Annotated in this window: 10 protein-coding genes; 8 read left to right on the forward strand and 2 right to left on the reverse strand. The window is 71.5% G+C overall.

The features are described from left to right. Positions 1 to 80: 80 nt before the first annotated feature. Positions 81 to 1,025 (reverse strand): sulfotransferase, encoded by a 945-nt coding sequence (locus tag LQK93_RS13430; protein WP_374968280.1) that lies wholly within the window; start codon positions 1,023 to 1,025, stop codon positions 81 to 83. Then, complete coding sequence (locus LQK93_RS13435) at positions 1,022 to 2,299, reverse strand: glycosyltransferase (protein WP_374968281.1); 1,278 nt, start codon at positions 2,297 to 2,299, stop codon at positions 1,022 to 1,024. Before LQK93_RS13435 ends, LQK93_RS13430 begins: the two co-directional genes overlap by 4 nt. A gap of 240 nt (positions 2,300 to 2,539) precedes the next feature. On the opposite strand from LQK93_RS13435, the gene LQK93_RS13440 reads away from it, so the two are divergent. The 8 genes from LQK93_RS13440 to LQK93_RS13475 all read left to right on the forward strand — a co-directional run bounded on the left by LQK93_RS13440 (position 2,540) and on the right by LQK93_RS13475 (position 13,288). After that, entirely contained in the window at positions 2,540 to 3,277 is a 738-nt protein-coding gene (locus tag LQK93_RS13440) for a hypothetical protein (RefSeq protein ID WP_374968282.1), read from the forward strand. A gap of 20 nt (positions 3,278 to 3,297) precedes the next feature. After that, positions 3,298 to 4,272: a hypothetical protein gene (locus LQK93_RS13445; protein WP_374968283.1), complete on the forward strand. Its 975-nt coding sequence runs from the start codon at positions 3,298 to 3,300 to the stop codon at positions 4,270 to 4,272. After that, positions 4,269 to 5,774 (forward strand): hypothetical protein, encoded by a 1,506-nt coding sequence (locus tag LQK93_RS13450; protein WP_374968284.1) that lies wholly within the window; start codon positions 4,269 to 4,271, stop codon positions 5,772 to 5,774. The genes LQK93_RS13445 and LQK93_RS13450 overlap by 4 nt, the downstream gene beginning before the upstream one ends. 14 nt (positions 5,775 to 5,788) lie before the next feature. After that, positions 5,789 to 6,628: a sulfotransferase gene (locus tag LQK93_RS13455; RefSeq protein ID WP_374968285.1), complete on the forward strand. Its 840-nt coding sequence runs from the start codon at positions 5,789 to 5,791 to the stop codon at positions 6,626 to 6,628. 157 nt (positions 6,629 to 6,785) lie between these two features. Further along, a complete protein-coding gene (locus LQK93_RS13460) occupies positions 6,786 to 7,976 on the forward strand; it encodes a DegT/DnrJ/EryC1/StrS family aminotransferase (RefSeq protein ID WP_374968286.1) in 1,191 nt (396 codons plus the stop codon). 58 nt (positions 7,977 to 8,034) lie between these two features. Beyond that, positions 8,035 to 11,709, forward strand: coding sequence for a transcription-repair coupling factor (gene mfd, locus LQK93_RS13465; protein WP_374968287.1), 3,675 nt, complete (start codon positions 8,035 to 8,037; stop codon positions 11,707 to 11,709). A 66-nt stretch (positions 11,710 to 11,775) separates the two neighbouring features. Next, positions 11,776 to 12,294, forward strand: coding sequence for a hypothetical protein (locus LQK93_RS13470; protein ID WP_374968288.1), 519 nt, complete (start codon positions 11,776 to 11,778; stop codon positions 12,292 to 12,294). 19 nt (positions 12,295 to 12,313) lie between these two features. Continuing rightward, positions 12,314 to 13,288: a MazG family protein gene (locus tag LQK93_RS13475; protein ID WP_374968289.1), complete on the forward strand. Its 975-nt coding sequence runs from the start codon at positions 12,314 to 12,316 to the stop codon at positions 13,286 to 13,288. Positions 13,289 to 13,292: the final 4 nt, after the last annotated feature.

Here is a 13,292-nt window from a genome sequence, read left to right on the forward strand (position 1 = left end):
GCCCGGGGTCGAAGCGGGCCGGGACCGGCGGTGGCACCTGTGCCCCCGGCGGTCCCCGGCCGGCACCCCGCTTGCGGCTCTCAGCCGCGCAGCGAGTAGCCGAAGTGGCGAAGGCCCGGCAGCGTGAACAGCGACACGACGACCCGGTGCAGCCTCGGCATGGCGCGACGCCACTCCTCGTCCGGTCGCAGCGTGACCAGGCCCCGGTCGTGGCGGTTGGGGTTGCCGGCGACGGTGTGCGTCGGCTGCATGCTGACGCTGCGCTCGTCGACGAAGGGCGTGCGGCTCGCGTCGAGGTCGAGCAGCCGCGCGATGCGTTCGACGGTCTCGCGCGGGCGGTCGACGAAGTCCTCGTAGCGGACCCGGATGGTGCGTCCTCGCTCAATCGGCCACCAGAACTCCACGAGGTAGTTCCACACGACCCACATCGCCGACGAGCGCCACAGCTCCAGGCGTTCCATGGTGGCGTCGTCGTCGCGGTCGCCCGTGACCTTGACCCGGCGCCACGAGAACGCGTTGGCTCGCGGGTCGCGGACGACGTGGACGACGTAGAGCTCGATGCCGGGGAGGCGTTCGAGGATCTTGCCGTAGGGCGGGAGCTTCGAGGAGTCGACGACCACGGCGGGCTGCTCGAGCTCGGCCAGTGCGGTGTAGAGGGCGGCGATCTTCTCGTCGTGGGGGTGAGGTGGCACCACCGGCCGGCCCCGCAGCTGACGCAGCACCATCGAGGGGATCCGCAGCATCCGCAGCCGGGAGAGCAGGTCGCGGGACACGACGACCGGGTCGGGCGGCCCGTCGCCCCGGTAGGCCCTGTCGACGACTGCCGTCCAGACGGGACACCGGCTGAACGGCAGGCCGCACCCGCACCGGTGGTCCTCGAGGAAACCGCGCTCCCAGACGTAGCGCAGCTCGCCGACGGCCATCGCGCCGGGCAGCTGCCCCAGGATCGTGCTGAGGATGGTCGTCCCGCTGCGACCGGTGCCGGCCACGAAGAGCACCTTGGCGGGGGCTGGTCCGGGATTCACAGTGAGCCCCCGGAGCGTTGCAGCACAGGGTGCTTCGCCGAGCGGGCGGCCGTGGTCCTCGCCTGCTCGTAGACGGCGCCCAGCCGTGTGAGGTGGGCCGGCGCAGCGAAATCCTGTTCCAGGCGGCGGCGGCCGGCCATTCCCATGGCTACCGCCTCGTCGGGGTCGGCCTCGAGGCGGGCGAGGGCTCGCGCGAGCAGCCGTTCGTCGTTCGCCCGCACGACGAGGCCCTCCACTCCGGGGTCGACCAGCTCCGGCATACCACCCAGATCGGTCACCACGACAGGTGTCGACGCCGCGAACGCCTCGAGGACGGTCATCGGCTGGTTCTCGTACCAGCGGGACGGCACGAGCAGCGCGCGACTGCGGCGCACCAGGGCTGCGAGCTCGTCCGCGCCGAGGCGGCCGTGGAACACCACTCGGCCCGGAGCCACCTGGTTCGCGAGATCCTCCAGGCCGGGTCGTTCCGGCCCGTCTCCTGCGACGTGGAGCACGCTGGCACCGGAGAGCCGGCCGATCGCGCGGATGGCCGTGTCGACGCCCTTCTCGGGCGACAGCCGGCCGGCCACGACGAAACCTTCCCCCGCCTGCGGTGGGTCGGTGCCCTCGGGGATCCGGGTGAAGTTGTTGACCACGTGGACCCGGTCGTGCGCGATTCCCTGACGCACCATCACCGATGCCAGGAACCGGCTCGGGCTGATGAACGCGTCCACCGGGCCGTAGGCGTCGAGCGTCCGATGGATCCCGGACTCGACGGCGAGCAGGACACTGCCCGTGACTGATCCGTTCTTGCAGCGCTTCACCGCGGCGTGCCAGGTTCCCCGGCCGACACACTCGTCACACGGGCGCCCGTGGTCGAGCATCTGGTAGCTGGGGCAGGCCAGCTTGTAGTCGTGCAGCGTCATGACGATCGGGATGCCCGCGCGGGCGACCGGCCGCAGGACCGAGGGCGAGAGCTGGTGGTAGATGTTGTGGCAGTGCACCAGGTCGGGCTTGAACTCCCGGATCGCCCGCTCGATGCCTCGGGCGCTGGAGCCGGACCACACCATCCGTGCCGAGGCCCTGATCCCGGCCAGGCCCCTGGGCGCGGGTTCGAGCTCCACGAACGGTGGGAAGGTGTCGCGCAACGGCTGGGGCGCGTCGTTCTCCGGGTGGTCCATGCCGAACAGCCCGACCTCGTGGCCGGCGGCTCGCTGCAGGGCGGCGACGTCGAGCATGTATCCCTCTGCGCCCCCGCGCCGGTAGAGGAACTTGTTCACGTGGAGAATTCGCATCCTCGCCCCTTCCGAACCCGCACAGTTGACCACACGGCGACCCGAGATGTCCGCGAATCGTCCAGAACGCCGGGTCGTTTCGGTGGGCTTGGCGCATTTCGCGGTTCGCCGGTGCAAGGTCCGGAGCCGATCAATAATGAGCCGGGACAGCATCGTCTCCCAGGACTCCGAGAGAGTCCGGGGAGCCCGGGGGACCGTGGGGGCGCCCGGCTGTCGACGTCGGCGAGGGGGAGTGGCAGCGTGGCGCGATCCGTGGTGGCGAGCGCACGGCGAATCGTGCGTCGTGCAGCGACGTGGCGGCCGAAGTACGACGGGACCGAGAGCCTCGACGTGGGTCGGCTCATCAGCCCGTTCCGCTACGACGTGGTCGTGCGCGCGCAGCTGTTCGACGCCGTGGCGACGCGGCCGCAGGGGCAGCCGGTCGACGACTTCGTCGCGTCGGTGGCGCACCACCCCTATGCGGTCTGGTTCCGCGACGTGGAGCTGCGCCGCTTCTTCCCCTGGGTGCTCGAGGACCCGCACGAGGTGGCGGCGGCCTACGCGGCCCGGGTACGGCGCGCGATCGGCACCTTCGAGTCCTTCCGGGAGCGGGGCTTCGACGCCGGTGAGCCCATCATGCTGCGCCGGCTGGCCCGGCCCGCGGCAAGTGACTCGGGCGTCCTCCTCCCGCGGGTGCTGCACCTCGGCGACGGAGGGCACCGTCTCGCCCTCCTCCACCGCACGGGGGCGCGCCTGGAACCGTGGATGCACCGGGTGGACCCGCGCCCGAGCAGGGTCATCGACAACACCGCCGTCCTCGCGCCTGCGCTGCGACTGAGTGAGGGGGAGTACGCGTCGTTTCTCGCGTTGTCCTTCCTTGACGAGCCGGTCGACTCCCTGGACGCGCTGGCGTCCGGCGTGGGGCAGGCGTGCCCACAGCGCCTGGCGGAGCTGGAGGCCCTGGTGAGCGCCCAGTGGCGGGACCCGGGGCAGCCATGAGCGCGTGGTGGGACCGGTACGTGAACCCGCCGGTCGGTCCGCAGACCTCGAGGCAGCACCTGACCCGCAAGGTGGTGCGCCGCATCCACTGGGCCCGGACCGAGGGCCTGGTCCGGGTCATCGAGGAGGACCGGCTCGACCCGCGACCTCGGCTGCGTGCAGCCGTCCGGAAGCGCCGGTGGCGTCGCAGCCACCCCGCGGCGCCCGGATCGGCCGTGCCCGTCTACGTCGTGGGCCTCCAGCGGTCCGGGACCAACATGCTCATGCGCGGCCTCGACGAGGCTCCGGAGACGGAGGTGCGCAACGAGAACGACCGCGTGCTGTTCCACCGCTTCCGGATCAGGTCCACCGACGTGCTGCGTCGCACGGTGCTCGCCAGCAGGCAGCAGTTCGTCTTCGTCAAGCCGATCTGCGACTCCCAGCACCTGGACACCTTCCTCGACCTCGAGGGGCTGGCCCCGGGTCGCGGGGTGTGGGTGTACCGCGACCCGGACTCTCGCGCGCGTTCGGAGGTCTCCAAGTTCGGGCCGGCCAACCTGCTGGCCCTTCGTGACATCGCCGCCGGCAGGGGCGCGACGCGATGGCAGGGAGAGCGTCTGCCGCAGGCGAGCGTCGACCTCGTCGCCTCGTTCGACCTCGACGCGATGACCCCGTTCACGGCGGCCGTGCTGTTCTGGGCCGTCCGCAACCGGCTCTTCTTCGAGCTGGGGTTCGACCGTCGCGACGACGTGCTCCTGGTGTCCTACGGCGCGTTCGCCGCGAACCCGTCGGCCGAGATGCAGCGGCTCTGCCGTTTCGTCGGCGTGAGCTACCGACCTGGCCTCGACGAGCACGTCGACCGCAGGGTCTCGCACGGGACGCAGCCGCTGGACATCGACCCCCGCGTGCGCCAGCTCGCCGGCCAGGTCCACCAGCGCCTCGAGGCCGCACGCGAGGCCCAGGACCGCCGCATGGCGCGCTCGGGCTCGTCCGAGTCGGAGAGGAGCGCCTCATGAGGAACGGGACCACGCCCGTGCGCGCGGCCGTCACCGTCGCCGCCGTCGTCGTCGCACTCCTGCTCGGGGCCTGCAACGGAACCGCGAACGGCAACCGGCCCGGGCCCGGCCCGGGGTCGGCATCGCAGCCCGCGGGCAGCACCGACGCGTCGAGCTCACCCGGCAGCAGCCCCTCGCGGGCGGGTTCGGGCACCCTCGAACCGCTGGGGGCCAAGTACGACTGGTCGAGGTTCGATCTCGTCTCGCCGTACCTGAAGAACCTGTCCGGGAGCGCCACGTTCTACGAGCTGGTCTGGTGCGACATCGAACCGGCCGACGGGCACCAGGACTGGACGACCATGGATGCCGTCGCGCGCAAGGCGCAGACGGTGGGCGCCCGACTGATGATCAAGATCCGGGTCGGGTCCTGCTGGGCCACCGGCCAGAGGAAGGCACAGCACGTCCGAGGCGCGAAGCGCAAGACCGAGTCGTTCCTGCCCACGGACCTGAACAGGTACCGCGCCTTCGTCGCATCGGTGGTCAAGCGCTACTCCGCCACCGGCGTGCACACCTACGCGGTGGAGAACGAGCCCAACTCCGAGTCGTTCTGGGGCGGCAGCACCTCCGAGCTCGAGACGCTGGTGAAGGCCGCGGCCGACTCCATCCGTGCGGCGGACCCGGCGGCGGCGGTCGCCGACCCCGGCATCAGCAGCACGGCCTACGGCGCGGCCATCGCCAAACGGCTCCTGGACGAGGGCAAGACCGACGATGCCGTCACGGCGTGGAACACCTACTACGCGCGCCGGATCGGGACGCGGGGCGACCAGATCGCCGCGGTCCACGATGCGGCCGGCCTTCGGGCTGCCCTCGCCTCGCCTCAGGCCGCGCGCAACCTGCAGTACCTCGCACTGGCCGAGAGCCTCCAGAAGGACAAGGTCGTCGACATCCGGCAGGTCCACTTCTACGAGAGCTGGGATGCCGCGCCCGCCTTCGTCGACTACCTCAAGGCGACGACTCCCGCAGGAATGCCGATCGAGGCGTGGGAGGTGGGCCAGTTCCTCAAGGACGGCAGCCTCACCGAGGACCAGCGAGCCCAGGAGATGGTCAAGACCGTGTCCATCCTGCTGGCCGGGGGCATCCGGCGGGTGCTGTGGCTACCGCTGGTCATGAACCCGACCGGTCGCAACAGCGAAGAGCCCCGATACGGGCTGCTCGACCCCGACGGCTCCACCCGCCTGACCGGGACGGCGTTCGAGACGATGGCTCGGGCATCGGCCGGCGCGACCGCGAGCCCGATCTCGGGCAAGGGACTGTCCGGGGTGGCCCTCGAGAAGAACGGCCGGACCACGGCCTTCGTCTGGAGCGCGGGGGGCGACGTGAGAATCAGCCTGCTGCCGGGGGAGTCGGTGAGACAGGTCGGGGCGCAGGGTGGTCCCGCGCCCGGCGGGTCGGCCGTCATCGCCTCGGCCCCGACGCAGATCGACTCGAACCGTTCGGCCTCCGAGTTGGTCGGTGCACTGTGAGCACGCTGAGCAGGGTGGGGCTCGAGCCGGACCCGAAGCGACTCGTCTTCGTCGGTGGCCTGCACCGTAGCGGGACGACCCCCTTCGCGAAGGTCCTCGACGGCCACCCTGAGGTCAGTGGACTGCTGGGCACCGGCGTCCGCGAGGACGAGGGCCAGCACCTGCAGACCGTCTACCCCAAGGCCAAGGTCCACGGCGGCTCGGGCCGGTTCGCGCACCGGCCGGAAGCGCATCTCACCGAGGCGTCGCCGCTGGCGTCCCCGGCCAACGCCCAGTCGATGCTCGACGCCTGGGTCCCCTTCTGGGACACCAGCAAGAGGCTCCTCGTCGAGAAGTCGCCCCCGAACCTCATCATGGGCCGCTTCCTGCAGGCGCAGTTCCCGGGGTCGGGACTCATCGTCGTGGTCCGGCACCCCGTCGCGGTGGCGCTGTCCAACAAGAAGTGGCGACGGCTCGCCTCCACCAACCCGCGCAAGTTCCAGTCCCTGGAGCAGATGGTGGGGCACTGGCTGGCGGCCCACCGGATCCTGGCGGCGGATGCGGGGCACCTCGACCGGCTGCTCGTCGTGCACTACGAACGGCTCATCCGCAGTCCCGAGGAGGAGCTGGGACGCGTCCAGTCGTTCCTGGGTCTGGAGCAGCCCATCGACGCCTCGAGGCTGAGCTCCAGCCACGGAGACCCCTACGCCGAGCGTTGGGCCTCCTACCAGAGCCGGTGGCGCCCGGGCGGTTGGCAACGTCGGCTCATCGGGTCCCGTCACGCCGAGGAGATCGCCGGCTTCGGCTATGACTGGGCCGACCTGTCCGGGTTCAGCCGACCAGCGGGCCCGCTCGGCCTGACGGCGGCCGTCTGACCTTTCCGTCCCGGTTGGCGCCATGAAGGCTGTGGTCGCACGGGATTTCGCGATCGTGCCCTCGGTGCGGTGATGTCGTGTCAGTCTGTTTCGAACAGCTGTGACCGTTCGGCCCGGGATGGCCGCCGGTCGCACCCGTTGATCGGAGGAGGGCTCCATGACCGCGACGAGCCAGGTCAGACGTCCACCGCGCGGCGGCCGCGAGATCGCCATGACACAGCCGTGGTTCGACGAACGTGAGGTCGTCGCCGCGGCGGCCGCGGTCCAGTCGGGCTGGGCGAGCCAGGGTGCCCGCGTCATCGAGTTCGAGGCCGCCGTGGCGGCGCTCGTGCACGTGCCTTACACCGTCGCCGTCTCGAGCTGCACGGCAGCCCTCCACCTCGGGATGGTCGCCTACGGCGTCGGCCCGGGTGACGACGTCGTCGTGCCCTCCCTGTCCTTCGTCGCGACGGCCAACGCCGTGCGCTTCGTCGGGGCGCGTCCCGTCTTCGCCGACGTCGACCCCCGTCACCACAACATCACGGCCGCCACCGTCGAGCAGGCGTTGACACCCGCCACGAAGGCGGTCATCGCCGTCGACCAGTACGGCACGCCGGCCGACATGGAGCCGATCCGGGCACTGGCGCGTGAGCGAGGGTTGTCCGTGGTCGAGGACGCGGCGTGCGCCATCGGCAGCGTCTACCGGGGGCGCCCGGTGGGCGCCGCCAGCGACTTCGCCGCCTTCTCCTTCCACCCCCGCACGCTCCTCGTCACCGGCGAGGGTGGCATGGTCACCACCAGCGACCCGGGCCTGGCAGAACGCGTGCGGCGACTGCGCCAGCACGGCATGAGCGTGAGCACGTTCCACCGCCACCACGAGCAGCGCCCGGTCACCGAGGAGTACCTCGAGACGGGGTACAACTACCGGCTCACCGACATCCAGGCGGCGATCGGCGTCGTCCAGGCCGAGAAGCTGCACAGCATGGTCACCCGGCGTCGCGAGCTCGCCGCCGTCTACCACGAGCTGCTCGCCGGCGTCCCCGGCCTGCAGATGGTGACCGACCCCGAGCACGGCGAGAGCAGCTACCAGTCGTTCTGGGTCATGCTGCCGGACGACTTCCCGTTGTCGAGGGGCGAGCTGCTGGCCGTCCTCAAGCGCTACCGGATCAACGGCCGCCCCGGGATCTCCTGCGCCCACCAGGAACCGGCTTTCAGTGACCTGGACCCCGTGACGCTGCCGGTCTCCGAGCGCATCGCCCGACGGTCCGTCCTCCTGCCGATGTTCCACGCCATGACCCGCGAGGACCAGCAGCGCGTCGCCGACGTCGTGTGCAGCGCGTGGTCGGACCCGGAGCAGCTCCTCGGGTGAGCCCCTGCCCGGTCGGGTGTGAGTGCGTGTCACCGGGGCCGCCTAGACTGACACCCTGATGTCGCACCCTCTCCTCAGCGCCTTCCAGGCGCTTCCTGATGTCCGCCACGTCCTCGACCAGGTGGGGCGCGCCCGCCTCGTCGACATCTCCGCCAGCGAGGGCACGCGCCCCTTCCTCGTCGCGGCGCTCTCGCGGCAGGCCGAGAGCAGGCAGGCCGAGACGGGTTCCGGCTCGGCCTCCGGTGCCGCGCCCCTCCTCGTCGTCACCGCGACGACCCGCGAGGCCGACGACCTCGCCACCGCACTCGGTGCCTTCCTCCCGGCCGAGCGCATCGCCGTCTTCCCGTCCTGGGAGACGCTCCCGCACGAGCGGCTCTCGCCCCGCAGCGACACCGTCGGCCGGCGGCTCGCCGTGCTGCGACGGCTGGCGCACCCGGACCCCGACGACCCGGCATACGGCCCGCTCTCGGTGGTCGTGGCGCCCGTGCGCGCCGTCCTGCAGCCCCTGACCAAGGGCCTCGGTGACCTGGTGCCCGTCGCGCTCCGCCCGGGTGACGAGCGACCGCTCGAGGAGGTCGTCGACGCCCTCGTCGCCGCCGCCTACACCCGCACCGACCTCGTCGAGCGGCGTGGCGAGTTCGCCGTCCGCGGCGGCATCCTCGACGTCTTCCCGCCCACCGAGGAGCACCCGGTCCGCATCGAGTTCTGGGGCGACACCGTCGAGGAGGTGCGCTGGTTCAAGGTGGCCGACCAGCGCTCCCTCGAGATCGCCGACCACGGCCTGTGGGCGCCGCCGTGCCGTGAGCTGCTGCTCACCGACGACGTACGCGCTCGCGCCCGCGCGCTCGCCGACCAGCTCCCCGGCGTGGCCGAGATGCTGACCAAGGTCGCCGAGGGCATCGCCGTCGAGGGCATGGAGTCCCTGGCGCCTGCCCTCGTCGATGGCATGGAGTCGGTGCTGGACGTGCTGCCGGAGCACTCCATCGTCCTGCTCGCCGACCCCGAGCGCATCCGCCGTCGCGCGCACGACCTCGTGGCCACGAGCGAGGAGTTCCTCGAGGCCAGCTGGGCCAACGCCGCCGCCGGCAACCACGTGCCGGTCGACCTGCAGTCCCTCCTCGGCAGCGCGTCCTACTGGTCGCTGGCCGACGTCCGCGCCCTGGCGGGACGCATCGGCCTGCCCTGGTGGACCCTGACGCCCTTCGTCGCCGACGCCGACCTCGTCATCGAGGACGACGACGTCGACGAGCGCATCGCCGTGCGCACCGTCGACGCCGACGCCTTCCGCGGCGACACCGACCGTGCCGTCCAGCACCTCCGCGAGCGCGTCCGTGACGGCTGGGCCGTGGCCGTCGTCACCGAGGGCCCCGGTCTCGCCAAGCGCGTGGGCGAGGTGCTGCGCGAGCGCGAGGTCGCGGTGCGCCCCCTCGACACCTCCCGCGACGACTCGCTCGAGCCGGGCTGGGTCCACGTCGCCTGCGCGCCCCTCGGGCGCGGCTTCGTCCACGAGGGCGGCCGCTTCGAGGTCCTCACCGAGACCGACCTCACCGGCCAGCCGGGCAGCGGCACGTCCACCAAGGACATGCGCCGTATGCCGTCGCGCCGCCGCAACCAGGTCGACCCCCTCCAGCTGCGCCCGGGCGACTTCGTCGTCCACGAGCAGCACGGCGTCGGCCGCTTCGTCGAGATGATGCAGCGCACCGTCGCCGGCGCCACGCGCGAGTACCTCGTCATCGAGTACGCCGCGAGCAAGCGTGGCCAGCCCGGCGACCGCCTCTTCGTCCCCACCGACCAGCTGGACCAGGTCACCAAGTACGTCGGCGGGGAGGAGCCCACCCTCAACAAGATGGGCGGCTCCGACTGGACGAAGACCAAGTCTCGGGCCAAGCGCTACGTCAAGCAGATCGCGGCCGACCTCATCCGTCTCTACAGCGCGCGACAGGCCACCAAGGGCCACGCCTTCGCTCCCGACACCCCGTGGCAGCGCGAGCTCGAGGACGCCTTCGGCTACGTCGAGACGCCCGACCAGCTCGTCAGCATCGACGAGGTCAAGGCCGACATGGAGAAGCAGGTCCCGATGGACCGGTTGATCTGCGGCGACGTCGGCTACGGCAAGACCGAGATCGCCGTGCGGGCCGCGTTCAAGGCCATCCAGGACGGCAAGCAGGTGGCGGTCCTGGTCCCGACGACGCTGCTCGTCAGCCAGCACCAGCAGACCTTCGCCGAGCGCTACTCCCAGTTCCCCGTCAAGGTCGCCTCGCTCTCGCGCTTCCAGAGCGACAAGGAGGCCAAGGAGGTCATGGCCGGGCTCGCCGACGGCACCATCGACCTCGTCATCGGCACCCACCGCCTGCTCGCCAAGGACGTCAAGTTCAAGGACCTCGGCCTCGTCATCATCGACGAGGAGCAGCGCTTCGGCGTCGAGCACAAGGAGCTGCTCAAGACGTTGCGCACGGCCGTCGACGTGCTGTCGATGTCGGCCACCCCGATCCCGCGCACGCTCGAGATGGCGGTCACCGGGATCCGCGAGATGTCCACTCTCGCAACGCCGCCCGAGGAGCGCCACCCGGTCCTGACCTTCGTCGGCGCCTACGACGAGAAGCAGATCACCGCTGCCATCCGGCGAGAGCTGCTGCGCGAGGGCCAGGTCTTCTTCGTGCACAACAAGGTGAGCAGCATCGAGAAGGCGGCTGCCCGGCTGCGCGAGCTCGTCCCCGAGGCGCGCATCGCGACGGCCCACGGCCAGATGGGCGAGCACAAGCTCGAGCAGGTCGTCGAGGACTTCTGGGAGAAGCGTTTCGACGTGCTCGTCTGCACGACGATCGTCGAGACCGGGCTCGACATCTCCAACGCCAACACCCTCATCGTCGAGCGGTCCGACGTCCTCGGCCTGAGCCAGCTGCACCAGCTGCGCGGTCGCGTCGGCCGCGGACGAGAGCGCGCCTACGCGTACTTCCTCTACCCGCCCGAGAAGCCGATGACCGAGACGGCGCACGACCGCCTGCGCACCATCGCGAGCAACACCGACCTCGGCTCGGGCATGGCGGTCGCCATGAAGGACCTCGAGATCCGCGGCGCCGGCAACCTGCTCGGTGGCGAGCAGTCCGGCCACATCCAGGGCGTCGGCTTCGACCTCTACGTCCGGCTCATCGGCGAGGCCGTCGCGGACTTCCGCGGCGAGGCCGTCGACCTGCCGGCCGAGATCAAGATCGAGCTGCCCGTCGACGCGCACCTGCCCCACGACTACGTGCCGGGGGAGCGGCTGCGGCTCGAGGCGTACAAGAAGCTCGCCACCGTCGAGACGTTCGATGCCGTCGACGAGATCGAGGCCGAGCTGCGCGACCGCTACGGTGCGCCGCCCAAGCCCGTGCAGAACCTCCTCGAGGTCGCCCGCCTGCGGGTCGTGGCCCGCGCCGCCCGCATCGGGGACATCGGCATGCAGGGCAAGGTCGTCCGCTTCGGCCCGGTCAAGGAGCTGCGTGAGAGCCAGCAGCTGCGGCTCATGCGCCTCTACCCCGGGACGCTGGTCAAGGAGGCGCTGGGGACGATCCTCGTGCCCGCCCCGATGACGGCCCGCGTCGGCGGCAAGCCGCTGCGCGACGTGGAGATCCTGACCTGGGCCCGCCAGCTGATCACCGCCGTGCTGCTCGACGACATCGCTGCGGCGGCCGCCACGGCGGGAGCGTCCGCCGCCGCGTCGGGTGCGGCCAGGTCTGCTGTCGGTGCCCCGTAGGATGTGCAACGCATCCGCCAGAGGAGGAAGTTCGTGAAGGCTTGGTCTGCCCAACCCGCTAAGCGCGTGGCCGTTCTCGGCGTCGCCGCCATCGGCGCCGTCTCGCTGCTCGGCGGCTGCGGCTTCGAGGAGCGTCAGCAGGCCGCGGCCATCGTCAACGGCCAGGTGATCCACGAGTCCGACGTCCAGCAGACGTACGACCAGCTCAAGGCCGCCAAGATGAACTTCCCCGAGAACATCGTGGTCACCGCCCTCGTCGCCGCACCGCTGCTCAAGGACGCGGTCAGCAAGTCGGGCAGCTGGCAGCCCGACGAGACGTACGCGTCGGTCATCTCGTCCATCCCCGGTGCCACCGACACCACGAAGCAGTTCGTGGAGGCGGTCGCCCTCATCCAGTCGCAGAAGATGACGCCTGCCGACGTCGCCGCCTACCGCGCCGACCTCAAGAAGGCCCACATCAGCGTCAACCCGAAGTACGGCTCGGTCGTGCAGTCCGCCGAGGGTCCCGTCTACTTCACGATCGGCCAGAAGACACCCAACTGGGTCAAGCCCGGGGCCAACCCGGCGCCGGCCACCGCCCAGTAGCCTCGAGCCCCCGTCTCTCGTGAGCGCCCGCGTCGTCCTGCTCGTCACCACCCCACGCATCGCGCCGGGACTGCTGACCCGCGAGGCCTGGCGCACGCTCGAGCAGGCGTATGCCGTGTGGGGGCGTCCCGACGAGCCGCAGGTGGCCGCCGTGGTCGAGACGGGCCTCGACGTCCTCGCCCGCGAGGCCGACGACCCGGCCCAGCTGGCGCGGGACCTCGTCGCGGCGTCCGAGGCCGGCGACGTCGTCTGGGTCGGCTCGTCCGACGGTGACCCGGGGCTCAGCGACGCCATCGCGGTCGAGGTCTCGCGCCTGCCCGAGCCGCCCGACGTCGAGCTGCTCATCGGCTCCTTCGACGTGCCGGGCGCGCGCCTGCTCGACGTCGTCGCCGTGATGGACCGGTTGCGTTCGCCGGGAGGCTGCCCCTGGGACGCCGAGCAGACCCACAGCTCCCTGGTGCCCTACCTGCTCGAGGAGGCCCACGAGGCCGTCGAGGCGATCGAGAGCGGCGACCCGGCCCACATGCAGGAGGAGCTCGGTGACCTGCTGCTGCAGGTGGCCTTCCAGTCCCGCGTGGCGCAGGAGCACCCGAGCCGGCCGTTCGGCATCGACGACGTCGCAGGCGGCCTCGTCGACAAGCTCGTGCGCCGGCACCCGCACGTCTTCGCCGACGTCGACGCCGAGACCGCCGAGCAGGTGGCCGCCAACTGGGACGCCATCAAGTCGGGGGAGAAGCCGCACCGCTCGCACCCGCTCGACGGGGTGCCCGCCGCCCTGCCGGCGCTCGCCCGGGCCGACAAGGTCGTGTCCCGGCTGGAGAAGGCTGGCCGCGGCGATGTGGTCGCCGCCGCCGCGACGGGTGACGACCTGGGCGCCCGGCTGCTCGCGCTGGTCCTCGCCGCCCGCGCCGAGGGCGTGGACGCGGAGGCCGCGTTGCGTGCGACGCTGCGGCGGCTGCACGACGACGTCGCGTCACCGGGCGAGACGGACTGACCCG

Origin of the sequence: Terrabacter sp. BE26, from assembly GCF_041941675.1 — a bacterium.
Lineage (GTDB): Bacteria > Actinomycetota > Actinomycetes > Actinomycetales > Dermatophilaceae > Terrabacter.

Excerpts from the sequence above, each read along its gene's own strand:
- LQK93_RS13435 (WP_374968281.1), bottom strand. The coding sequence starts at position 2,299 with ATGCGAATTCTCCACGTGAACAAGTTCCTCTACCGGCGCGGGGGCGCA.
- LQK93_RS13450 (WP_374968284.1), top strand. The coding sequence starts at position 4,269 with ATGAGGAACGGGACCACGCCCGTGCGCGCGGCCGTCACCGTCGCCGCC.
- LQK93_RS13460 (WP_374968286.1), top strand. The coding sequence starts at position 6,786 with ATGACCGCGACGAGCCAGGTCAGACGTCCACCGCGCGGCGGCCGCGAG.
- mfd (WP_374968287.1), top strand. The coding sequence starts at position 8,035 with ATGTCGCACCCTCTCCTCAGCGCCTTCCAGGCGCTTCCTGATGTCCGC.